This is a genomic window from Streptococcus mitis (genome assembly GCF_022137125.1).
Taxonomy (GTDB): Bacteria; Bacillota; Bacilli; order Lactobacillales; family Streptococcaceae; genus Streptococcus; species Streptococcus mitis_CE.
In genome coordinates, this window is record NZ_JAKNEQ010000005.1 from 1 (window position 1) to 22,496 (window position 22,496).

Genomic DNA, 22,496 nt, shown 5'->3' on the forward strand with positions numbered 1-22,496 from the left:
CAAAAGTTGAAACACCAAAGGTTGAAACGCCAAAAGTTGAAACACCAAAGGTTGAAACGCCAAAAGTTGAAACACCAAAGGTTGAAACGCCAAAAGTTGAAACACCAAAGGTTGAAACGCCAAAAGTTGAAACACCAAAGGTTGAGACACCAAAGGTAGAAGTACCAAAATCAAAGACACCAACTGAACAATCGACAAAAGAAACTTCACAAATTCCGACTTCTGTAGCAAGTAAGAGAGAGGAATTGCCTAATACAGGTACAGAAGATCATGCTAATCTTGTAGTCTTAGGACTTCTAGGAGTTTTGAGTGGATTTGGATTTCTTGCACACAAGAAAAAAGAAGTGGAGAAATAGTTTTTTCTAACCTATATTAGAAAAGGGCTCACATCTGTGGGCTTTTTCTCTTTGACAATCTTTTTGCTTTAATAATCTAAAAGATTAGAATTGTCAAAACAATCTGTCTAGGGTTGATTTTATCGCTTATTTACTATAAAATGAGAAGGAAAAACGTCAAACTTTTATATTGCAAATAGGAGAAAACATGACAAAAACATTAAAACGTCCAGAGGTTTTATCACCTGCAGGGACTTTAGAGAAGCTAAAGGTAGCTGTTCAATATGGAGCAGATGCTGTCTTTATCGGTGGTCAGGCCTATGGCCTTCGTAGCCGTGCCGGAAACTTTACTTTCGAACAGATGGAAGAAGGTGTCCAGTTTGCGGCCAAGTATGGTGCTAAGGTTTATGTGGCTGCCAATATGGTTATGCACGAAGGAAATGAGGCTGGTGCTGGTGAGTGGTTCCGTAAACTACGTGATATCGGAATCGCGGCAGTTATCGTGTCTGACCCAGCCTTGATTATGATTGCAGCGACTGAAGCGCCTGGTCTTGAAATACACCTCTCTACCCAAGCAAGTGCGACTAACTATGAAACACTTGAGTTCTGGAAAGAACTAGGTTTAACTCGTGTCGTTTTGGCGCGTGAGGTTTCAATGGAAGAATTGGCAGAAATTCGCAAACGTACAGATGTTGAGATTGAAGCCTTTGTTCATGGAGCCATGTGTATTTCTTACTCTGGTCGTTGTACTCTTTCAAACCACATGAGTATGCGTGATGCTAACCGTGGTGGTTGCTCTCAGTCTTGTCGTTGGAAGTACGACCTTTACGATATGCCATTTGGGAAGGAACGTAAGAGTCTTAAAGGTGAAATTCCTGAAGAATTTTCAATGTCAGCCGTTGATATGTCCATGATTGACCATATCCCAGATATGATTGAAAACGGTGTGGACAGTCTCAAGATTGAAGGACGTATGAAGTCTATTCACTACGTATCAACAGTAACAAACTGCTACAAGGCAGCTGTTGATGCTTATCTAGAAAGTCCAGAGAAGTTTGAAGCTATCAAGCAGGACTTGATTGATGAAATGTGGAAGGTTGCCCAACGTGAATTAGCAACAGGTTTCTACTATGGTACACCATCTGAAAATGAGCAGTTGTTTGGTGCTCGTCGTAAAATTCCTGAGTATAAGTTTGTCGCTGAAGTGGTTTCTTACGATGATGCGACACAAACAGCAACCATTCGCCAACGGAACGTCATTAACGAAGGGGACCAAGTTGAGTTTTATGGCCCAGGTTTCCGTCATTTTGAGACTTATATCGAAGATTTGCATGATGCTAAAGGAAATAAGATCGATCGCGCTCCAAATCCAATGGAACTATTGACTATCAAGGTTCCACAACCTGTTCAAGCTGGAGATATGGTTCGAGCTCTCAAAGAAGGTCTCATCAATCTTTATAAGGAAGATGGAACCAGCGTCACAGTTCGTGCTTAATAAATATGTAGGGGACGAAAGCTTTCTAGTTGCTTTCCCTTTAATCCTATTTACTAAAAGAACATTAGGTTAAAAAAATATATTAATTTCCATCCGAGATTTCATCTCGGATTTTTTCATTATTTTTCAGAAAGACCTAGATAATAGACGGATTTATTACAAGTTTTTTCCAAAATTTTCTATATAATAGACTTAAAAATAGTAAAATTGTAAATAATTTTCATTAAACGCTTTCAATGTTAGTAAAAAGTTGACAAATCCAATTTTTAGGACTAAACTAAGTAAGTAAATTTTAATTAAAAGGAGAATTCGTCATGAATTTAACATTTTTCGGTCTATGTCTTGCCTGTATGGGTGTATCTCTTGGTGAAGGTATGTTGATGAACGGTTTGTTGAAATCAGTTGCTCGCCAACCAGATATCATCTCAGAACTACGTAGTTTGATGATCCTAGGGGTTGCCTTTATTGAAGGTACTTTCTTCGTTACTCTTGTCTTTTCATTTATCATCAAATAAAAGAAGTATAAATTGAAAAAGGGAGGATTTTAGATGGAAGAAAGTATTAATCCAACCATCAATATTGGTCCTGTTACCTTTAATTTAACCATAGTAGTTTTGACTTTGTTGACTGTAGCACTTATTTTTGGCTTTATTTATTGGGCAACTCGAAATATGACTTTGAGACCCACAGGAAAACAAAATGTATTAGAGTATTTATTTGATTTTGTTGTTGGATTTACAAAATCAAACCTTGGTCCAATGATAAAGGATTATTCTCTCTTTTATTTCTGTTTATTCCTATTTATGGCCATTGCAAATAATATTGGCTTAATGGCTAGAATTCAGACTACAGATGGTGTAAATCTTTGGACCTCACCAACAGCAAATTTGTCATTTGACTTGGTCTTGTCTTTTACAATTATCTTAATGACACACGTAGAAGGAATTCGTCGTCGTGGAATCAAAAAGTATTTAAAAGCATTTGTAACACCAGGTTTTATGACACCAATGAATCTTTTGGAAGAAGTTACCAATCTCCTTTCACTTGCATTGCGGGTCTTTGGTAATATCTTTGCAGGGGAAGTGATGGCAAGTATGTTAGTCCTACTTTCTCATCAGGCCTTCTATTGGTATCCTATTGCTTTTGGAACAAATCTAATCTGGACTGCATTTTCTGTTTTTATTTCTTGTGTACAAGCATATGTATTTACATTGTTATCTTCAATGTACCTAGGAAATAAAATTAATGATGAAGAATAGAAAGGAGTAGTTTATGAATGTAACAGTAGGTGAATTACTTGGTGATTTTATACTAATCGCTGGTTCCTTTATTCTCTTGCTAGTCTTGGTTAAGAAATACGCTTGGTCAAATTTGGCTAGCATTTTCGAACAAAGAGCAGAAAAAATTGCAGCAGATATTGACGGAGCTGAACAAGCACGTCAAAAAGCAGAAGTATTGGCTCAGAAACGCGAAGATGAATTGGCTGGTAGCCGTAAAGAAGCTAAGACAATCATTGAGAATGCGAAAGAAACAGCTGAGAAAAGCAAAGCTAGTATTTTAGCAGATGCTAAGCTAGAAGCAGGACGCTTGAAAGAAAAAGCAAACCAAGAAATTGCTCAAAATAAAGCTGAAGCTTTACAAAGCGTTAAGGGTGAGGTAGCAGATTTGACAATCAGCTTGGCTGGTAAAATCATCTCACAAAACCTTGACGGTCATGCCCATAAAGAACTCATTGATCAGTATATCGATCAGTTAGGAGAAGCTTAATGGACAAGAAAACAGTAAAGGTAATTGAAAAATACAGCATGCCTTTTGTCCAATTGGTTATAGAAAAAGGAGAAGAAGACCGTATCTTTTCAGACTTAGCTCAAATCAAGCAAGTTGCTGAAGAAACAGCCTTACCTTCTTTTTTAAAAAAAGTGGCAGTAGACGAGTCTGACAAGGAAAAAACAATTACTTTCTTCCAAGATTCAGTGTCACCTTTATTGCAAAACTTTATCCAGGTTCTTATCTACAATCACAGAGCAAATCTTTTTTATGATATTCTTGTAGATTGCTTGAACCGACTTGAAAAAGAAACAAATCGATTTGAAGTGACGATTACTTCAGCTCATCCTTTAACTGATGAACAGAAGAGTCGCTTGCTCCCTTTGATTGAGAAAAAAATGTCTTTTAAAGTAAGGAGTGTAAAAGAACAAATCGATGAAAGTCTTATTGGTGGTTTTGTCATTTTTGCCAATCACAAGACAATTGATGTGAGTATTAAACAACAACTTAAAGTTGTTAAAGAAAATTTGAAATAGAAAGTGGTGTTCTTTTGGCAATTAACGCACAAGAAATCAGCGCTTTAATTAAGCAACAAATTGAAAATTTCAAACCCAATTTTGATGTGACTGAAACAGGTGTTGTAACCTATATCGGGGACGGTATCGCGCGTGCTCATGGCCTTGAAAATGCCATGAGTGGAGAGTTGTTGATCTTTGAAAACGGCTCTTATGGGATGGCTCAGAACTTGGAGTCAACAGATGTTGGTATTATCATCCTAGGTGACTTTACAGATATCCGTGAAGGCGATACAATCCGCCGTACAGGGAAAATCATGGAAGTCCCAGTAGGTGAAAGTCTGATTGGTCGTGTTGTGGATCCGCTTGGTCGTCCAGTTGATGGTCTTGGAGAAATCCACACTGATAAAACTCGTCCAGTAGAAGCACCAGCTCCTGGTGTTATGCAACGTAAGTCTGTATCAGAACCATTACAAACTGGTTTGAAAGCTATTGACGCCCTTGTACCGATTGGTCGTGGTCAACGTGAGTTGATTATCGGTGACCGTCAGACAGGGAAAACAACCATTGCGATTGATACAATCTTGAACCAAAAAGGTCAAGATATGATCTGTATCTACGTAGCGATTGGACAAAAAGAATCAACAGTTCGTACGCAAGTAGAAACACTACGTCAGTACGGTGCCTTGGACTACACAATCGTTGTGACAGCCTCTGCTTCACAACCATCTCCATTGCTTTTCCTAGCTCCTTATGCTGGGGTTGCCATGGCGGAAGAATTTATGTACCAAGGTAAGCATGTTTTGATCGTTTATGATGATTTATCAAAACAAGCGGTAGCTTATCGTGAACTGTCACTCTTGCTTCGTCGTCCTCCAGGTCGTGAAGCTTTCCCAGGGGATGTTTTCTACCTTCACAGCCGTTTGCTTGAGCGCTCAGCTAAAGTTTCTGATGAACTTGGTGGTGGATCAATTACTGCCCTACCATTTATCGAGACACAAGCAGGAGATATCTCTGCCTATATCGCAACCAACGTGATTTCAATCACTGATGGACAAATCTTCCTTGGTGATGGTCTCTTCAATGCGGGTATTCGTCCAGCCATCGATGCAGGTTCATCTGTATCTCGTGTAGGTGGTTCTGCACAAATCAAAGCCATGAAAAAGGTTGCTGGTACACTTCGTATCGACCTTGCTTCATACCGTGAGTTGGAAGCCTTCACTAAGTTTGGTTCTGACTTGGATGCGGCAACACAGGCTAAGTTGAACCGTGGACGTCGTACAGTTGAAGTCTTGAAACAACCTGTTCACAAACCATTACCTGTTGAGAAACAAGTAACCATTCTCTATGCTTTGACACATGGTTTCTTGGATACTGTTCCAGTAGATGATATTGTTCGTTTCGAGGAAGAGTTCCATGCCTTCTTTGACGCTCAACATCCAGAGATTTTAGAAACCATTCGTGATACAAAAGACTTGCCAGAAGAAGCAGTCTTGGATGCTGCGATTACAGAGTTTCTCAATCAAACCAGCTTCCAATAAGAATAGAGGTGTCAGATGGCAGTATCTCTAAATGATATTAAAACAAAAATCGCCTCAACAAAAAATACGAGTCAAATCACTAATGCCATGCAGATGGTATCAGCTGCTAAGCTAGGTCGTTCTGAAGAAGCTGCTCGCAATTTCCAAGTTTATGCTCAGAAAGTTCGTAAACTTTTGACGGATATTCTTCATGGGAATGGAGCTGGTAGTTCAACCAACCCGATGTTGATTAGCCGTCCAGTTAAGAAGACAGGCTATATCGTCATTACATCAGACCGAGGTTTGGTTGGAGGTTATAATTCTTCTATTTTGAAAGCCGTTATGGAGCTGAAAGAAGAATACCATCCAGATGGTAAAGGTTTTGAAATGATCTGTATCGGTGGAATGGGAGCTGATTTCTTTAAAGCTCGTGGTATTCAACCACTTTATGAACTACGTGGCTTGGCAGATCAACCAAGCTTTGATGAAGTTCGTAAGATTATTTCAAAAACTGTTGAAATGTACCAAAATGAACTTTTTGATGAACTCTATGTCTGCTATAACCACCATGTCAATACGCTAACCAGTCAAATGCGTGTGGAGCAAATGCTTCCGATTGTTGACTTGGATCCAAATGAAGCGGATGACAGTTACAGTTTGACCTTTGAGTTGGAAACTAGTCGAGAAGAAATTTTGGAGCAGTTGTTGCCTCAGTTTGCAGAAAGTATGATTTACGGTGCTATTATCGACGCTAAGACAGCTGAAAATGCTGCGGGTATGACAGCCATGCAAACAGCGACAGATAATGCTAAGAAAGTCATTAATGATTTGACAATCCAGTATAACCGTGCCAGACAGGCGGCGATTACACAAGAAATTACAGAAATCGTAGCAGGAGCTAGTGCCTTAGAATAGCCACTAGTCTAGCTCGTATGAAAATGAACTTAGGACCTAGGTAAGCTAGGAACCGACAGTATCTTATATAGAATAGGAGAAGGAGATGAGTTCAGGTAAAATTGCTCAGGTTATCGGTCCCGTTGTAGACGTCTTGTTTGCAGCAGGGGAAAAACTTCCTGAGATTAACAATGCACTTGTCGTCTACAAAAATGACGAAAGAAAAACAAAAATCGTCCTTGAAGTAGCCTTGGAGTTGGGAGATGGTATGGTCCGTACTATCGCCATGGAATCAACAGATGGTTTGACTCGTGGAATGGAAGTATTGGACACAGGTCGTCCAATCTCTGTACCAGTAGGTAAAGAAACTTTGGGACGTGTCTTCAATGTTTTGGGAGATACCATTGACTTGGAAGCTCCTTTTACAGAAGATGCAGAGCGTCAGCCAATTCATAAAAAAGCTCCAACTTTTGATGAATTGTCTACCTCTTCTGAAATCCTTGAAACAGGGATTAAGGTTATCGACCTTCTTGCCCCTTACCTTAAAGGTGGTAAGGTTGGACTTTTCGGTGGTGCCGGAGTTGGTAAAACCGTCTTAATCCAAGAATTGATTCACAACATTGCCCAAGAACACGGTGGTATTTCAGTATTTACCGGTGTTGGGGAACGTACTCGTGAGGGTAATGACCTTTACTGGGAAATGAAAGAATCAGGTGTTATCGAGAAAACAGCCATGGTATTTGGTCAGATGAATGAGCCGCCAGGAGCACGTATGCGTGTTGCCCTAACTGGTTTGACAATCGCCGAATACTTCCGTGATGTGGAAGGCCAAGACGTGCTTCTCTTTATCGATAATATCTTCCGTTTCACTCAGGCTGGTTCAGAAGTATCTGCCCTTTTGGGTCGTATGCCATCAGCCGTTGGTTACCAACCAACACTTGCTACGGAAATGGGTCAATTGCAAGAGCGTATTACATCAACTAAAAAGGGTTCTGTAACCTCTATCCAGGCTATCTATGTGCCAGCGGATGACTATACTGACCCAGCGCCAGCAACAGCCTTCGCTCACTTGGACTCAACAACTAACTTGGAACGTAAGTTGGTACAATTGGGTATCTACCCAGCCGTTGACCCACTTGCTTCAAGCTCACGTGCCTTGGCACCTGAAATTGTTGGAGAAGAGCACTATGCAGTTGCTGCTGAAGTAAAACGTGTCCTTCAACGTTACCATGAGTTGCAAGATATCATTGCTATCCTTGGTATGGATGAGCTTTCTGATGAAGAAAAGACCTTGGTGGCTCGTGCCCGTCGTATCCAGTTCTTCTTGTCACAAAACTTCAACGTTGCGGAACAATTTACTGGTCAGCCAGGTTCTTATGTTCCAGTTGCTGAAACTGTTCGTGGCTTTAAGGAAATCCTTGATGGTAAACACGACCACTTGCCAGAAGATGCCTTCCGTGGTGTAGGTTCTATCGAAGATGTGATTGCAAAAGCTGAAAAAATGGGATTTTAAGAGGTGATCTATGGCTCAGTTAACTGTCCAGATCGTGACACCAGATGGTCTCGTCTATGATCACCATGCCAGCTTTGTATCAGTTCGAACTCTGGATGGTGAGATGGGAATCTTGCCACGACATGAAAATATGATTGCAGTTTTAGCAGTTGATGAGGTTAAGGTTAAACGTGTAGATGATGAAAATCACGTGAACTGGATTGCAGTGAACGGAGGCGTTATCGAAGTTGCTAATGGCGTTATCACAATTGTTGCTGACTCTGCAGAACGTGCTCGTGATATCGACGTTAGTCGTGCAGAACGTGCCAAACTTCGAGCAGAGCGTGAAATTGAAGAAGCACAAGACAAACACTTGATTGACCAAGAACGTCGTGCTAAGATTGCTTTGCAACGTGCCATTAACCGTATTAATGTCGGAAATAGACTATAAGAAAAAAATGAACTTGAGTTACCAAGTTCATTTTTTATGTTTTCTTAAGGGGCAAAACTGATGCAGACTGCTTCTGGGACATGGAAGTCATTAGAAAGTTCTGCTAGACGACCAGTTTCAGGATTGCGTTTAAAGACGGTTGCATTGTCAGAGTCCTGATGGACAGCAATGACAAATTCTTGGTCTGGTGTCAAATCAAAATCACGTGGAGTCTGACCATGTGTCGGAACGATTTCTAACAACTCTAAGCTACCGTCCGCAAGGATTGTATATACTGCGATAGAATCATGGCCACGGTTAGAGGCGTAGAGGTACTTCCCATCTTTAGAGAGACGAATAGCAGCAGTACCATTAAAGCCTTTATAACCGTCTGGTAGAGTTGAAATGACTTGCATGCGTTCAAATTCGCCAACACCATCGTAGATTAGAACCTCGATAGTGCTATTGAGTTCACAAATGAGATAAGCGATTTTATAATGGTTATGGAAAATAATATGGCGTGAGCCTGCTCCTGGCTGGCTATGATAGGTATAGAGCTTAGATAATTTTCCTTCTGGATCAAGATCATAAGTAATTACTTGGTCAGTACCCAAGTCGCAGGTCACTAGATAGTGGTCAGGTGTTAAATCTGTATAGTGAACATGTGGAGAAGCTTGATTTTCATGTGGACCTTGGCCACTGTGTTGATCAACATCACTAAGTAGAAGACGACCATCTTCCTGACGTTTATAAACAAGGACCTGTCCCTTGTGGTAGTTTGCTGCGTAAACCAAATCACGCTCTTCATCAACGGCAACATAACAGTGGGGGGCTCCCTCTTCAACGACGTGATTTAATAAGGTGCCATTAGTTTGATAGGCTGCAATTCCACCCTTATCGTCTTGACTACCAACAGTGTATAAATGTTGATGCTGGTCAAAGGCAAGGTAGGTCGGACTTGGTTCAGCTGCAAAAAGTTCTAGATTTGAAAGCAGACCAGTTTCTGTATCAAAGTCTGCCATGTAAATCCCTTGGGAAGTACGACGTGTATAAGTTCCAAAATAAACAGTTTCTTTCATTACTATACCTCTGTGTAAAGATAAGACTATTATATCACAAAAACAAGCCAATTAAAGACATCCAATTAGATGTAAGCACTTTAAAAAAATAATTGATTGTTTTTTAAAAAAATATAATAACATTGAGATTGTTTTCCTTACTTTTCTTCTTAAAAGTGCTATAATGAATTCATAAAATGTTTAAAGGAGTCCTTACTATGAAAAAACGAGTTTTTTTAGCGACTGGAATTGCAGTTTTGTCTACTGCCGTTCTAGCAGCGTGTTCATCTGGTAATGGTAATAAGGATGCTACTAAGCCAGTGACTTATGCTTATGTGTTTACATCAGATCCTTCGACTCTGGATTATACAGTTTCTGGAAATGTCAGCACTAAACAGGTCACAGGTAACGTTATTGACGGTTTGCTTGAAAATGACCAATATGGGAATCTTGTTCCATCAGTTGCAGAAGATTGGACTGTTTCCAAAGATGGTTTGACCTATACTTATAAAATCCGTCAGGGTATCAAATGGTATACCAATGAGGGGGAAGAGTATGGTGAAGTCAAGGCTCAAGACTTTGTGACTGGTCTGAAACACGCAGCAGATAAGAAATCAAAGGCTCTTTATCTTGTACAGGATTCTATCAAAGGATTGGATGACTATGTAAATGGGAAAACAACGGATTTTTCTACTGTTGGTGTAAAAGCAACAGACGAATATACTGTTGTTTATACTTTGAACCATCCAGAATCTTTCTGGAATTCAAAAACAACAATGGGAGTTCTTGCACCAGTCAATGAAGACTTTTTAGCTTCTAAAGGAGATGACTTTGGTAAACCAACGGATGTAACGAGCATTCTATACAATGGGCCATTTCTCCTCAAAGGTCTTACATCTAAGTCTTCTATAGAAATGACCAAAAACCAAAATTATTGGGATAAGCAGAATGTCTTTATTGATGATATCAAGTTATCCTTCTTTGATGGTCAAGATGCAGACTCTCTAGGACGCGGTTTTGATGAGGGACACTATCCAGCTGCACCACTCTTTAAAAACTCTGCTAACTATGAACGTCTAAAAGAAAAATACAAGGATAATATTGTGTATGGTCAACAGCGTGGAGGAGTTTTTTATATCTCAACCAATATCGACCGTGTAAATTACAATCACACTGCTAAAACAAGTGATGCAGAAAAAACTTCTACTAAGAAAGCCTTGTTAAACAAAGATTTCCGTCAAGCCTTGGCTTTTGCGGTAGATCGTAAAGCAGGGATCTCTCAAGTATTTGGTGATGAAGTAGGACCTCGTAAGTTACGGACAAGTTTCACTCCTCCAACATTTGTTCAAGTAGGAGATCAAACATTTGGTCAAGTTACTAAGACAGAATTGGATAAATTGGATAATGTCTGGAAAGATGTCAGTCTTGATGATGCCCAAGATTCACTTCATAATGTAGACAAGGCTAAGGCTAAGTTTGAAGCTGCTAAGAAAACTCTCCAAGCTGATGGAGTACAGTTCCCAATTCATTTAGATTTGCCAATTTCTTCATCAAATCCAGATTTTATTCGTCAGGTTCAGTCTTATAAACAATCCATTGAGGAAGCCTTAGGCTCTGACAATGTAGTTGTTGATATTCAACAAGTTTCTGATGACGAATTGGGAAGTATGACTACTCTAGCTACTTCCAATGCAAATACTGACTGGGATATTAATGCAGTCAGTGGTTGGACTCCAGACTTTGCAGATCCATCGACTTATCTAGATGTATTTGATCCAACTTCAGGTCCAAGTCTCCTAAGTGCTCTTGGTGTGGCACCAGGAACAGACAATCCAGTTATTAAAACAGTTGGATTGGATAAATACAAAGAACTGATTGATGATGCAAATAGTGAGAAAACAGACCTTCAAAAACGTTATTCCAAATATTCTAAGGCCCAAGCTTGGTTGTCAGATAGTGCACTTGTTATTCCAGTATACTCTGATGGTGCTCAAATGCTAGTGACGAAAATGGTTCCTGGCAGTGGTGCCGGTGGCTGGGTAGGTGACAAGACTAGTGAAAATAGCTACAAGTATCTGAAAATCCAAGATAAGATTGTCACTACTAAAGAAATGGATGAGTTCCGCAAGAAATTTGCTGATGAAAAAGCCAAATCCAATGCTGATTATCAGAAGAACTTAGACCGTCATATTCAAGACTAATCGAATCTCCTCTTTTGAGGAGATTTTTTATGTCGCGGTCTCCATGTAAGCACTTTAAAAAAGAGTTATTTTGATTTAAAAATGGTATAATGGGAGAACAATAGAAAGGAAGTATTTATGGATCAAAAAGAGAAACATTTTAGCCTATCTTGGTTTTTCAAGTGGTTTTTGGATAACAAGGCAATTACGGTATTTTTGGTAACCTTATTATTGGGACTGAATCTTTTTATTTTAAGTAAGATTAGTTTTCTATTTTCACCTGTTTTAGACTTTTTGGCAGTTGTGATGTTGCCAGTCATTCTATCTGGTTTACTATACTATTTATTAAATCCTATAGTTGATTGGATGGAGAAACACAAAATCAATCGTGTTATAGCGATTAGTATTGTCTTTGTCATCATCGCTCTCTTTATCATTTGGGGCTTGGCAGTAGCTATTCCAAATCTGCAACGTCAAGTTTTAACATTTGCAAGAAATGTACCAATCTACCTCGAAGATGCTGATCGAGTTATTGATGATTTGGTAACTAAGCGTTTACCAGATGATTTCAGACCTCAGTTAGAACAAGTTTTGACAAACTTCTCAAGTCAGGCTACAGTTTGGGCAAGTAAGGTTTCATCTCAAGCAGTCAACTGGGTGAGCGCCTTTATTAGCGGGGCTTCTCAAGTGATTGTTGCCTTGATTATCGTTCCTTTCATGCTCTTTTATCTCTTACGTGATGGAAAAGGACTACGTCACTATTTGACCCAATTCATGCCAACGAAATTGAAAGAACCTGTTGGACAAGTTCTATCAGATGTGAATCAGCAGTTGTCTAACTATGTTAGAGGGCAAGTAACAGTAGCTATTATTGTAGCGGTAATGTTTATGATTTTCTTCAAGATTATTGGTCTACGCTATGCAGTTACGTTGGGGGTTACTGCTGGTATTTTAAATCTGGTTCCTTATTTGGGTAGCTTCTTAGCCATGCTTCCTGCCCTAGTATTGGGCTTGATTGCTGGGCCAGTCATGCTTTTGAAAGTTGTGATTGTCTTTATCGTAGAACAAACTATTGAAGGTCGTTTTGTCTCTCCATTGATTTTGGGAAGTCAATTAAACATCCATCCCATTAATGTTCTCTTTGTTTTGTTAACTTCAGGATCCATGTTTGGTATCTGGGGAGTCTTGCTCGGTATTCCAGTTTATGCCTCTGCTAAGGTTGTCATTTCAGCGATTTTCGAATGGTATAAGATAGTTAGTGGCCTATATGAACTAGAGGGAGAGGAAGCTAAGAGTGAACAATAGTCAACAGATGTTACAGGCTTTGGAAGAGCAAGATTTAGTTAAGGCAGAGCACTATTTCGTTAAAGCTTTAGAAAATGATCCAAATGACCTTCTGTATGAGTTAGCTACTTATCTTGAAGGGATTGGTTTTTATCCTCAGGCCAAGGAAATTTACCTGAAAATCGTAGAGGACTTTCCAGAGGTTAATCTTAATCTAGCAGCTATTGCTAGCGAGGATGGTCAAATTGAGGAAGCCTTTGCCTATCTAGAGGAAATCCAAGCTGACAGCGACTGGTATGTTTCGGCTTTGGCTCTTAAAGCAGACCTCTACCAGCTGGAAGGTTTGACAGATGTGGCGCGTGAGAAATTATTGGAGGCATTGACTTACTCAGAAGATCCTCTCTTGATATTGGGATTAGCAGAGTTGGATAGTGAGTTGGAAAATTACCAAGAAGCTATTCAAGGCTATGCCCGGTTAGATAATCGCTCGATTTATGAGCAAACAGGCATTTCCACCTATCAACGAATTGGCTTTGCCTATGCTCAGTTAGGTAAATTTGAAACGGCTACTGAGTTTTTAGAAAAAGCCCTAGAGTTGGAATACGATGACCTAACAGCTTTTGAGTTGGCCAGTCTTTACTTTGACCAAGAAGAATACCAAAAAGCTGTCCTCTACTTTAAGCAGCTTGATACTATCTCACCTGACTTTGAGGGTTATGAGTATGGTTACAGTCAGGCTTTACATAAGGAACATCAAGTTGCAGAAGCCCTGCGTATTGCTAAGCAAGGCTTAGAGAAAAATCCCTTTGAAACTCGCCTTTTGCTAGCTGCTTCACAATTCTCTTATGAATTACATGATACAAATGGGGCAGAAGATTATCTCCTTACTGCAAAAGGAGATGCTGAGGATACAGAAGAAATCTTGCTTCGTTTAGCAACTATTTATCTGGAGCAGGAGCGTTATGAGGATATTCTAGACTTGCAGAGCGAGGAGCCAGAAAATCTTTTGACCAAGTGGATGATTGCTCGTTCCTATCAAGAGATGGACGATTTGGATACTGCCTACGAGCATTACCAAGGGTTGGTAGGAGATTTGAAGGATAATCCAGAGTTTCTGGAACACTATATCTATCTCTTGCGTGAATTAGGTTACTTTAAGGAAGCAAAAGTCAATGCTCAAACTTACTTAAAACTGGTTCCAGATGATGTTCAAATGCAAGAACTATTTGAGAGATTGTAAGAAATCATACATTACAGAAAACTGCAAGTTATTACGGCTCTTTGTCAACTGTAGTGGGTTGAAGAAAAGCTAAGATCGAGAAAGGACACATTTCGTCCTTTCTTTTTTGATATTGAGAGCGATAAAAATCCGTTTTTTGAAGTTTTCAAAGTTCCGAAAACCAAAGGCATTTCGCTTGATAAGTTTGATGAGATTATTGGTCGCTTCCAATTTGGCGTTGGAATAGGGTAGTTGAAGGGCGTTGACAATCTTTTCTTTATCCTTGAGGAAGGTTTTAAAGACAGTCTGAAAAAGAGGATGAACCTGCTTTAGATTGTCCTCAATAAGTCCGAAGAATTTGACAGGTTCCTTGTTCTGAAAGTGAAAAAGCAAGAGTTGCTAGAGATTGTAGTGGTGTTTCAAGTCTTCTGAATAGCTCAAAAGCTTGTCTAGAATTTCTTTATTTGTTAAGTGCATGCGAAAAGTAGGGCGATAAAAACGTTTATCACTGAGTTTACGACTATCCTGCTGTATGAGCTTCCAGTAGCGCTTGATGGCTTTGTATTCATGGGATTTTCGCTCAAATTGATTCATGATTTGGACACGAACACGACTCATAGCACGGCTTAAGTGTTGTACAATGTGAAATCGATCTAGAACGATTTTAGCACATGGGAAAAGCTGTTTAGCTAAGGCATAGTAGGGACTAAACATATCCATCGTAATGATTTTCACCTGACAACGAACGGCTCTATCGTAGCGCAGAAAGTGATTTCGTATGATAGCCTGTGTTCTGCCTTCAAGAACAGTGATGATGTTAAGATTATCAAAATCTTGTGCAATGAAACTCATCTTTCCCTTTGTAAAGGCATACTCGTCCCAGGACATAATCTCAGGAAGATGAGAAAAATCATGCTTAAAACGGAAGTCATTGAGTTTTCGAATGACAGTTGAAGTTGAAATGGAAAGCTGATGTGCAATATCGGTCATAGAAGTCTTTTCAATCAGCTTATGAGCAATTTTTTGGTTGATGATACGAGGGATTTGATGATTTTTCTTTACTAGAGGAGTCTCAGCGACCGCTATTTTCGAGCACTGGTAGCACTTAAAACGACGCTTTCTAAGGAGGATTCTAGTAGGCATACCAGTCGTTTCGAGGTAAGGAATTTTCGACGGTTTTTGGAAGTCATATTTCTTCATTTGACTTCCGCAATCAGGGCAAGATGGGGCCTCATAATCCAGTTTAGCGATGATTTCCTTGTGGGTATCTCTATTAACAACATCCATAATTTGGACATTAGGGTCTTTGATATCGAGCAGTTTTATGATAAAATGTAATGGTTTCATATGATTCTTTCTAATGAGTTGTTTCGTCGCTTTTCATTATAGATCTTATGGGACTTTTTTTCTACACAAAAATAGGCTCCATAATATCTACAGGGGATTTACCCACTACAAATATTATAGAGCCGTTATTACTAGAGGATAACTGCGGTTTTTTGTTTTAAAAAGTACCATTTTTAACTAATACTCAATGAAAATCAAAGAGCAAACTAGGAAACTAGCCACAGGCTGCTCAAAACACTGTTTTGAGGTTGTAGATAAGACTGACGAAGCAGTCACATATATACGGCAAGGCAACGTTGACATGGTTTGAAGAGATTTTCGAAGAGTATAATATATTCTCTTGAAAAAAGTTTCAACTAGGATTATAATATAAAATTATGAGTGATAGAGGAGGAAAATAATGCTTGATACGATAGCTTTACCGATTGAAGTCCGACATATTATTCTCATTTTATTGTCTTGTTTTTCTGGTTTTATCATTGGATATGAAAGAAAGTCTAAGCACAAGCAGGCTGGGAGAAAGACTCATATCTTGGTTGCCTTAACTGCAACTTTAATGATGATTTTATCAAAAGAAGCTTTTTTGGATACGCCTAATTATGATACTTCTAGGGTTGCGGCTCAAATTGTCAGTGGAATTAGTTTCATTGGTGGTGGTATTATTTTCATGAGGGATAAAAAAATCAGTGGGATTACCACAGCAGCCGGTATTTGGGCAACTGCAGGGATTGGGATGGCAATTGGTGCAGGATTTGCTTTTCTAGGCTTATTTTGCAGTCTGATTGTCGTCTCTGTTCAGAAAAGTAGCTCCAAATTTTTGAAAAGCGATACCCATTACCATATCAGAATGACTGGATTTGTTACCAATAAACCTTCCATAGATACCTTGAATATTCTCATTGAACAGAAGGGATTTTATAATCTAAATATTGATATGGACAGGAATGAAAGTGACTATAATCTCACAATTAGAGCTGATCACGATAAGTCCATTTCTTATAAAAATATGGCTGAGGTTTTATGGCAATGTGACGAGAATTTTTATATAAATCAGGTTAAGATTGTTTCATTAGAAGGATAGGGTTTTGTTTTCATAGCAAAACTCTTATTTTATTTATAGAATTTTTTTACAAAAAAACTTGGTTACTTCGTTTATTTATGCTATAATAGTATCTATTATTTTTAGGAGGTGCAGTATGTCTTATTTGTTTGAGATATTACCGAGTTTATTGAGCGGTGCAAGCATGACTTTGCAGGTTTTTGCACTGGTCTTGATTTTTTCTATTCCCTTGGGCGTTTTGATTGCCTTTGCCTTGCAAGTCCATTGGAAGCCCCTCCATCATCTGATTAACATTTATATCTGGATCATGCGAGGCACACCCTTGCTCTTGCAATTGATCTTTATCTATTATGTGCTCCCAAGTATTGGGATTCGTTTGGATCGTCTTCCTGCAGCTATCATTGCCTTTGTTTTGAATTATGCGGCTTACTTTGCTGAAATCTTCCGTGGGGGAATTGATACAATTCCCAAAGGCCAATACGAGGCTGCTAAGGTCTTGAAGTTTAATCCTTTTGATACAGTGCGCTATATTATTTTGCCTCAGGTAACCAAGATTGTTCTTCCTAGTGTATTTAATGAGGTTATGAGTTTGGTCAAGGATACTTCCCTAGTCTATGCTCTAGGTATTTCTGACCTTATCTTGGCTAGTCGAACAGCTGCCAACCGCGATGCTAGTCTGGTTCCTATGTTCTTGGCAGGAGCCATTTACTTGATTTTGATTGGTATTGTGACCATTCTTGCCAAAAAAGTTGAGAAGAAGTACAGTTACTATAGATAGGAGGCTGCCATGTTAGAATTACGAAATATCAATAAGGGGTTTGGTGAAAAGCAAATTTTGTCCAATTTCAGTCTAAAAATTCCTGAAAAGCAAATTCTGGCTATCGTTGGGCCTTCGGGTGGAGGTAAGACGACTCTCTTACGCATGCTTGCAGGTCTTGAAACCATTGATTCAGGGCAAATATTTTATAATGGAGAACCTTTAGAATTGGATGAATTGGAGAAGCGCAATCTACTGGGATTTGTATTCCAAGATTTTCAACTTTTCCCTCATTTATCAGTTCTAGACAATTTGACCTTATCTCCTGTGAAAACCATGGGAATGAAGCAGGATGAGGCTGAGCTGAAGGCGCGATGTCTTTTAGAACAGTTAGGACTTGCAGGGCACGCAGACGCCTATCCATTCTCACTATCTGGTGGGCAAAAGCAGCGGGTAGCCTTGGCGCGTGCTATGATGATTGACCCGGAAATCATAGGTTACGATGAACCAACTTCTGCCCTGGATCCAGAATTACGCTTGGAAGTGGAAAAACTAATCTTGCAAAATAGGGAACTTGGCGTGACCCAGATTGTGGTTACCCATGATTTGCAGTTTGCGGAAAATATCGCAGATCAGATTCTCAAGGTTGAGCCTAAGTAGGAGGTGCCAATGACTAATAAGAAAATTGCTTTAGTATTGGTTTCTCTCCTGACTCTCTTTTTAACAGCTTGTACTCAGAAGGCTAGTGATCCCAAGCAGGATAACTGGGATAAGTATCAAGAGCAAGGAAGTATAACCATTGGTTTTGACAATACCTTTGTACCCATGGGATTTGAAGAAAAGAATGGCCAATATACAGGCTTTGATATTGATTTGGCACAAGCTGTCTCAGAAAAATTAGGCTTTAAGGTTCAATTTCAGCCAATTGACTGGGATATGAAAGAGACGGAACTGCAAAATGGAACCATAGATGCCATCTGGAATGGCTATTCTGCCACTGATGAACGCCGAGAGAAGGTTTCCTTTAGCATTCCTTATATGGAAAATCAACAAGTTCTGGTTGCCAAGAAAAGCCAGCAGATTCATTCGGTAGAGGATATGAAGGATAAGACCTTGGGAGCCCAAGCCGGTTCCTCTGGTTATTTGGATTTTGCAGCCCAGCCAGATTTACTGAAAAATCGTGTAAAAGACCAGAAGGCTAATCAGTACCAGAGTTTCAATGAGGCCTTGATTGATTTGAAAAATGACCGGATTGATGCTTTGTTGATTGACCGAGTGTATGCTAATTACTATCTCCAGTCTGAAGGTATATTAAGTGACTACAATGTCTTTTCAGCAGGATTTGAAAGTGAATCCTTTGCAGTCGGAGTTAGACCAGCAGACAAGAGATTACTACAAGCTTTAAACCAAGCCTTTGTTCAACTGTACAAAGAAGGGAAGTTCCAAGAAATTAGCCAAAAATGGTTTGGAGAAGATGTAGCAACCAAAGAAGTGAAAAGTAGAGATTGAGTTTTCCTCAATCTCTTTTTGCATCGAAAAATCCCCTGACAAGAGCCAGAGGATAAGTGATTATTTCATTGTTGGGAAGAGCAATACGTCACGGATAGTAGTTGTATCAGTGAGAAGCATGCAGAGACGGTCGATACCAATTCCCAAACCACCTGTTGGTGGCATACCGTATTCAAGAGCTTCAATGTAGTCATAGTCGATGCCTGTCGCTTCATCATCACCAAGTTCTTTGGCTTTAGCTTGGGCTTCGAAACGGCTAAGCTGATCGATTGGGTCGTTGAGCTCAGTAAAGGCATTACCGTACTCCTTAGTCATGATGAAGAGCTCGAAACGGTCAGTAAAGCGTTCGTCCTCAGGATTCTTCTTAGCAAGTGGAGATACAGCTACTGGATGTCCATAGACAAAGGTTGGTTGGATCAAAGTTTCTTCAACAAACTCTTCAAAGAAGGCATTGATAATGTGACCAACTTCAGTGTAGTGTTTCTCAACTGGAACTTTCTTCTCAGCAGCGATAGCTTTGGCTTCCTCGAAAGTCATGTCTTGCCAGAAATCGACACCAGTAATTTCTTTGATAGCATCCACCATATGAACACGTTTAAATGGCTCGTTAATCTTGATTTCAGTACCTTGATAGTTAACTGGACCATCGCCTTTAATTGATTTAGCAGCGTGTTGGATAATGCCTTCCGTCAAGTCCATGATGTCTTGGAAGTCTGCATAAGCTTGGTAGACTTCGATAGAAGTGAACTCAGGGTTATGAGTGGCATCCATTCCTTCGTTACGGAAGATACGGCCAATTTCATAGACGCGTTCCATACCACCGACGATAAGGCGTTTCAAGTGAAGCTCAGTCGCGATACGAAGCACCATGTCAATGTTTTGGGCATTGTGGTGGGTGATAAATGGACGGGCTGCCGCACCACCAGCTTCGTTGTGAAGAACAGGTGTTTCCACTTCAAGGAAACCTTTTTGGTCAAGGTAACGACGGATTTCAGAGATGATTTTTGAACGAGTGACAAAGCGCTCAAAGCTTTCACGATTAGAAATCAAGTCAAGGTAACGTTTACGGTAAATTGTTTCAACGTCTGTCAAACCGTGGAATTTCTCAGGAAGTGGGCGAAGTGCTTTAGACAAGTGAGTGATGTGAGTAGCTTTGATAGAGAGTTCTCCCATATCTGTACGCATCACTTCACCTTCGACACCAAGGAAGTCACCAAGGTCTGCTTTTTTGAAGATTTCATAGTTTTCTTCACCGACAGCATCCTTACGAACGTAGATCTGGATTTGACCTTCGCGGTCTTGAAGGTGGGCAAAACCTACTTTACCTTTACCACGTTTGGTTACCAAGCGTCCTGCGATAGTAGCTGTTTCGTTTTTATCGTGTAATTGTTCTTTATCGAGGTCAGCATATTTATCTTTTAATTCTTGTGAATTTGCAGTACGTTCAAAACGTTTTCCGAAAGGATCAATTCCTTGTTCACGAAGCGCAGCCATTTTTTCACGGCGAACGATCTGCTGGTCATTTAGTTCTTCCATATGTTCTGTTGACATGGGATCCTCCTAGTTTTACTCAAAATTGAATACGATGAGTCATTTTTTGCGATACTCCCATTTTATCATAAATAGCCAAGAAATTCACGGATAATCTTTAAAAACTAAAAAGAACTTGACGCTAAAATCAAGTTCTGTTATTGATAGGAAGTATCATTCCAAGTATCGAGAGTAAATGTTTCAAAATCATGGGTTTCTAGAATGGTTAGGCTGGCATTTGCTAGACCGCCATCTTTACGAAGAAGTGGTTCTTTATAACCTAGAAGAGTACGAAGACTGGCAGTAAGATTAGCACCGTGACCGACAATTAGAATACGCTCAGCTGGACTATCTTTTAATGATTTGATAAATTGGATGGTCCGTTGCGTGGTGCTATAGAGGGATTCGGCTCCAAACATTTGAGTGTCAAATTGAGCAAGATTAGATCGGAAAGCTTTGATTTGTTGCGGGTAAATAGATTCCAAGGTTGCAATTTTTAAACCTTCCAACTTCCCCAGCTGCCATTCACGGAGATTAGGAACACTTTCTAAAGGACAGGGCGTTTTGAGTTGACTTTGGATAATCTCGGCAGATTTGACCGCTCGAGGTAAATCACTTGAATAAATCTGATCAAAAGGAATTTCCTTGAGATATTGGCCAAGTTTTTTGAGGGTGTCAATGGATTCAGGAAGTAGGGGAGAATCTCCACTAGCACCTTGAAAGCGCCCTTCTTGGTTCCAGACGGTGCGGCCATGGCGGACAAAGTAGAGTTTCATTACTTTCTGTCCTCCAAGATATCTGCAAAGTCGGCCTTTACAAAGCTGGCCAAGTCTTGTGGCGCGACGATAATGCTGTGACCAACTTCTCCAGCAGAGACAATCATTTGATCCAAGTCTAGGGCGATTTTATCGATAAAAATGGGGTAATTGTGTTTCTGACGAATACCGACAGGATTATTGGCTCCGTGAATGTAGCCAGTTGTTTTTTCTAAGTCCTTTTGTGGAATCATGCTCACTTTTTTATTGCCAGAAATTTTAGCTAGTTTCTTTTCAGACAAGTGTTGAGTGATAGGTACAATTCCGATAATCGGTCCTGTCTTGTCTCCCAAAAGAGCCAAGGTTTTGAAAATCTGATCTCGTTCATAACCTTGCGGAAGTTCTCCTTCCAGGGCATTGATTTGAATCCCCTGATGTGGGATACCTGCTTTAGACAGAATTTGTTCTACCAATGTTTTTTTGATTTTAACTTTTTTTGCCATTATTTATACTTATCCTCCAATTGACTCATCCAAATACCAAGCCAGATTCCTAGTGCAAAGAAGAAGGCGATGATGACATAACCGACAAGTGAAAGACCGGTGTATTGGATACTTTCAGCGTTTCCTGCATTTGGAATCAAAATCAAAAGGGTACTTGATAGGACGATACCGATGATGAAATGATAGACGCGTGAGTGATAGTTGTTTAAGGCATAATCCATCAATTTTGAAAAAATGATGAGAGTTGCACCTGCTCCGATTCCAATCGGAAAGAAGGTTCCCAAGAGGTCAAAGGTTTTAAAACCAGTCAACATAGGAGCATAGAGTCCCAAAATCAAAAGTAGATTTGATGGACTGAGGCCAGGAACTAATACGCCAAGAGCCAGCAGTGCACCAGCTAGGACGAAATTAAGAAAGCTGGCACTTAAGGTTCCAACAACAAAATTTAAGGCATAGAGTCCTAATCCAGAAATGATAAAGGTTGTCCAGAACCAAGCTAAATCAATCTTGTCTCGGTCAGATTCTCGAGTTGATTCTTTGAGAAGGCTGGGAACTGTACCAATGATGGCACCCGCAAAGCTCCATAAGACAAAGACCTGATAATTTTCAAGCAGGTATTCAATCGGGTAGGAAAATAAGCCGATTCCCAGAAGCATACCGATGGCAACTGGAATAAAGTACAAAACATTTTCTTTAAAGTCTTTAAAGGGATGGGCCAGAAAACCAATCATTCGTTCATAAATTCCTAAGATTGCTGCTAGAACCCCTCCGGAAATTCCCGGTAGAATAAATCCAAGAGCAATGACAATCCCTTTAATAACACGTGCTAACCATGAGAGCATATTT

At 39.8% G+C, this 22,496-nt stretch carries 22 protein-coding genes and 1 pseudogene; 17 read left to right on the plus strand and 6 right to left on the minus strand.

The genetic code is table 11. From position 1 onward, the window contains the following. From L0P31_RS09370 to L0P31_RS05455, 10 genes are all read left to right on the plus strand, one after another. Window positions 1-356: LPXTG cell wall anchor domain-containing protein (locus L0P31_RS09370; RefSeq protein ID WP_283218078.1), on the plus strand; the 356-nt coding region annotated here is incomplete at its 5' end. A gap of 187 nt (window positions 357-543) precedes the next feature. Continuing rightward, the gene (locus L0P31_RS05415) at window positions 544-1,830 is read left to right on the plus strand and encodes a peptidase U32 family protein (protein ID WP_000169065.1); all 1,287 of its coding nucleotides are present in this window, start codon (window positions 544-546) and stop codon (window positions 1,828-1,830) included. 314 nt (window positions 1,831-2,144) lie between these two features. Then, on the plus strand, window positions 2,145-2,345 hold the full coding sequence (locus L0P31_RS05420) for a F0F1 ATP synthase subunit C (RefSeq protein ID WP_001054560.1): 201 nt from the start codon (window positions 2,145-2,147) through the stop codon (window positions 2,343-2,345). A 33-nt stretch (window positions 2,346-2,378) separates the two neighbouring features. Continuing rightward, the gene (gene atpB, locus L0P31_RS05425) at window positions 2,379-3,089 is read left to right on the plus strand and encodes a F0F1 ATP synthase subunit A (RefSeq protein WP_000392870.1); all 711 of its coding nucleotides are present in this window, start codon (window positions 2,379-2,381) and stop codon (window positions 3,087-3,089) included. A gap of 13 nt (window positions 3,090-3,102) precedes the next feature. Further along, the gene (atpF, locus tag L0P31_RS05430) at window positions 3,103-3,597 is read left to right on the plus strand and encodes a F0F1 ATP synthase subunit B (protein ID WP_020902744.1); all 495 of its coding nucleotides are present in this window, start codon (window positions 3,103-3,105) and stop codon (window positions 3,595-3,597) included. Beyond that, window positions 3,597-4,133, plus strand: coding sequence for a F0F1 ATP synthase subunit delta (locus L0P31_RS05435; RefSeq protein ID WP_238096108.1), 537 nt, complete (start codon window positions 3,597-3,599; stop codon window positions 4,131-4,133). Before atpF ends, L0P31_RS05435 begins: the two co-directional genes overlap by 1 nt. Before the next feature lie 14 nt (window positions 4,134-4,147). Then, window positions 4,148-5,653, plus strand: coding sequence for a F0F1 ATP synthase subunit alpha (gene atpA / locus L0P31_RS05440; RefSeq protein ID WP_000996629.1), 1,506 nt, complete (start codon window positions 4,148-4,150; stop codon window positions 5,651-5,653). 15 nt (window positions 5,654-5,668) lie between these two features. Then, a complete protein-coding gene (locus tag L0P31_RS05445) occupies window positions 5,669-6,547 on the plus strand; it encodes a F0F1 ATP synthase subunit gamma (RefSeq protein ID WP_000301224.1) in 879 nt (292 codons plus the stop codon). 85 nt (window positions 6,548-6,632) lie between these two features. Beyond that, entirely contained in the window at window positions 6,633-8,039 is a 1,407-nt protein-coding gene (gene atpD, locus L0P31_RS05450) for a F0F1 ATP synthase subunit beta (RefSeq protein ID WP_000094357.1), read from the plus strand. A gap of 10 nt (window positions 8,040-8,049) precedes the next feature. After that, entirely contained in the window at window positions 8,050-8,469 is a 420-nt protein-coding gene (locus L0P31_RS05455; RefSeq protein ID WP_000068037.1) for a F0F1 ATP synthase subunit epsilon, read from the plus strand. A 44-nt stretch (window positions 8,470-8,513) separates the two neighbouring features. On the opposite strand, the gene L0P31_RS05460 is transcribed toward L0P31_RS05455, so the two are convergent. Continuing rightward, window positions 8,514-9,527, minus strand: coding sequence for a lactonase family protein (locus tag L0P31_RS05460; protein ID WP_049500372.1), 1,014 nt, complete (start codon window positions 9,525-9,527; stop codon window positions 8,514-8,516). 197 nt (window positions 9,528-9,724) lie between these two features. Here L0P31_RS05460 and L0P31_RS05465 point away from each other — a divergent pair, with 197 nt between their 5' ends. The 3 genes from L0P31_RS05465 (at window position 9,725) to L0P31_RS05475 (ending at window position 14,210) form a co-directional block, all read left to right on the plus strand. Next, window positions 9,725-11,707 (plus strand): peptide ABC transporter substrate-binding protein, encoded by a 1,983-nt coding sequence (locus L0P31_RS05465; protein WP_238096110.1) that lies wholly within the window; start codon window positions 9,725-9,727, stop codon window positions 11,705-11,707. Between the two features lie 117 nt (window positions 11,708-11,824). Continuing rightward, complete coding sequence (locus L0P31_RS05470) at window positions 11,825-12,991, plus strand: AI-2E family transporter (RefSeq protein ID WP_238096112.1); 1,167 nt, start codon at window positions 11,825-11,827, stop codon at window positions 12,989-12,991. Beyond that, window positions 12,981-14,210 (plus strand): tetratricopeptide repeat protein, encoded by a 1,230-nt coding sequence (locus L0P31_RS05475; RefSeq protein WP_238096114.1) that lies wholly within the window; start codon window positions 12,981-12,983, stop codon window positions 14,208-14,210. Before L0P31_RS05470 ends, L0P31_RS05475 begins: the two co-directional genes overlap by 11 nt. Before the next feature lie 69 nt (window positions 14,211-14,279). Here L0P31_RS05475 and L0P31_RS05480 read toward each other — a convergent pair. Next, window positions 14,280-15,536, minus strand: a pseudogene (locus tag L0P31_RS05480) (ISL3 family transposase). Between the two features lie 400 nt (window positions 15,537-15,936). Between L0P31_RS05480 and L0P31_RS05485 the strand changes: the two are divergent. The 4 genes from L0P31_RS05485 to L0P31_RS05500 all read left to right on the plus strand — a co-directional run bounded on the left by L0P31_RS05485 (window position 15,937) and on the right by L0P31_RS05500 (window position 18,862). Next, window positions 15,937-16,617 carry an MgtC/SapB family protein gene (locus L0P31_RS05485; RefSeq protein ID WP_238096116.1) on the plus strand — a complete coding sequence of 227 codons (681 nt, stop codon included), beginning with the start codon at window positions 15,937-15,939 and terminating at the stop codon, window positions 16,615-16,617. Between the two features lie 115 nt (window positions 16,618-16,732). Then, window positions 16,733-17,374, plus strand: coding sequence for an amino acid ABC transporter permease (locus tag L0P31_RS05490; RefSeq protein WP_084926605.1), 642 nt, complete (start codon window positions 16,733-16,735; stop codon window positions 17,372-17,374). Window positions 17,375-17,383: 9 nt separating this feature from the next. After that, window positions 17,384-18,013, plus strand: coding sequence for an amino acid ABC transporter ATP-binding protein (locus L0P31_RS05495; protein ID WP_214614716.1), 630 nt, complete (start codon window positions 17,384-17,386; stop codon window positions 18,011-18,013). A gap of 9 nt (window positions 18,014-18,022) precedes the next feature. Further along, window positions 18,023-18,862 (plus strand): amino acid ABC transporter substrate-binding protein, encoded by an 840-nt coding sequence (locus tag L0P31_RS05500; RefSeq protein WP_078238382.1) that lies wholly within the window; start codon window positions 18,023-18,025, stop codon window positions 18,860-18,862. 60 nt (window positions 18,863-18,922) lie between these two features. On the opposite strand, the gene lysS is transcribed toward L0P31_RS05500, so the two are convergent. The 4 genes from lysS to L0P31_RS05520 form a co-directional block, all read right to left on the minus strand. Beyond that, complete coding sequence (gene lysS, locus L0P31_RS05505) at window positions 18,923-20,413, minus strand: lysine--tRNA ligase (RefSeq protein WP_078238383.1); 1,491 nt, start codon at window positions 20,411-20,413, stop codon at window positions 18,923-18,925. A 137-nt stretch (window positions 20,414-20,550) separates the two neighbouring features. Further along, window positions 20,551-21,168, minus strand: a complete 618-nt coding sequence (locus tag L0P31_RS05510; protein WP_078238384.1) for a histidine phosphatase family protein — start codon at window positions 21,166-21,168, stop codon at window positions 20,551-20,553. Continuing rightward, entirely contained in the window at window positions 21,168-21,650 is a 483-nt protein-coding gene (locus L0P31_RS05515; protein WP_023946953.1) for an aminoacyl-tRNA deacylase, read from the minus strand. Before L0P31_RS05515 ends, L0P31_RS05510 begins: the two co-directional genes overlap by 1 nt. Continuing rightward, a complete protein-coding gene (locus L0P31_RS05520) occupies window positions 21,650-22,492 on the minus strand; it encodes a DUF368 domain-containing protein (RefSeq protein WP_078238385.1) in 843 nt (280 codons plus the stop codon). Before L0P31_RS05520 ends, L0P31_RS05515 begins: the two co-directional genes overlap by 1 nt. Between the last annotated feature and the right edge of the window lie 4 nt (window positions 22,493-22,496).

Bases quoted from the DNA above. Each gene is read 5' to 3' on its own strand.
- L0P31_RS05415 (WP_000169065.1), top strand. From the start codon at position 544: ATGACAAAAACATTAAAACGTCCAGAGGTTTTATCACCTGCAGGGACT.
- L0P31_RS05420 (WP_001054560.1), top strand. From the start codon at position 2,145: ATGAATTTAACATTTTTCGGTCTATGTCTTGCCTGTATGGGTGTATCT.
- atpB (WP_000392870.1), top strand. From the start codon at position 2,379: ATGGAAGAAAGTATTAATCCAACCATCAATATTGGTCCTGTTACCTTT.
- atpF (WP_020902744.1), top strand. From the start codon at position 3,103: ATGAATGTAACAGTAGGTGAATTACTTGGTGATTTTATACTAATCGCT.
- L0P31_RS05435 (WP_238096108.1), top strand. From the start codon at position 3,597: ATGGACAAGAAAACAGTAAAGGTAATTGAAAAATACAGCATGCCTTTT.
- L0P31_RS05445 (WP_000301224.1), top strand. From the start codon at position 5,669: ATGGCAGTATCTCTAAATGATATTAAAACAAAAATCGCCTCAACAAAA.
- atpD (WP_000094357.1), top strand. From the start codon at position 6,633: ATGAGTTCAGGTAAAATTGCTCAGGTTATCGGTCCCGTTGTAGACGTC.
- L0P31_RS05455 (WP_000068037.1), top strand. From the start codon at position 8,050: ATGGCTCAGTTAACTGTCCAGATCGTGACACCAGATGGTCTCGTCTAT.
- L0P31_RS05460 (WP_049500372.1), bottom strand. From the start codon at position 9,527: ATGAAAGAAACTGTTTATTTTGGAACTTATACACGTCGTACTTCCCAA.
- L0P31_RS05465 (WP_238096110.1), top strand. From the start codon at position 9,725: ATGAAAAAACGAGTTTTTTTAGCGACTGGAATTGCAGTTTTGTCTACT.
- L0P31_RS05470 (WP_238096112.1), top strand. From the start codon at position 11,825: ATGGATCAAAAAGAGAAACATTTTAGCCTATCTTGGTTTTTCAAGTGG.
- L0P31_RS05485 (WP_238096116.1), top strand. From the start codon at position 15,937: ATGCTTGATACGATAGCTTTACCGATTGAAGTCCGACATATTATTCTC.
- L0P31_RS05490 (WP_084926605.1), top strand. From the start codon at position 16,733: ATGTCTTATTTGTTTGAGATATTACCGAGTTTATTGAGCGGTGCAAGC.
- L0P31_RS05495 (WP_214614716.1), top strand. From the start codon at position 17,384: ATGTTAGAATTACGAAATATCAATAAGGGGTTTGGTGAAAAGCAAATT.
- L0P31_RS05500 (WP_078238382.1), top strand. From the start codon at position 18,023: ATGACTAATAAGAAAATTGCTTTAGTATTGGTTTCTCTCCTGACTCTC.
- lysS (WP_078238383.1), bottom strand. From the start codon at position 20,413: ATGTCAACAGAACATATGGAAGAACTAAATGACCAGCAGATCGTTCGC.
- L0P31_RS05510 (WP_078238384.1), bottom strand. From the start codon at position 21,168: ATGAAACTCTACTTTGTCCGCCATGGCCGCACCGTCTGGAACCAAGAA.
- L0P31_RS05515 (WP_023946953.1), bottom strand. From the start codon at position 21,650: ATGGCAAAAAAAGTTAAAATCAAAAAAACATTGGTAGAACAAATTCTG.
- L0P31_RS05520 (WP_078238385.1), bottom strand. From the start codon at position 22,492: ATGCTCTCATGGTTAGCACGTGTTATTAAAGGGATTGTCATTGCTCTT.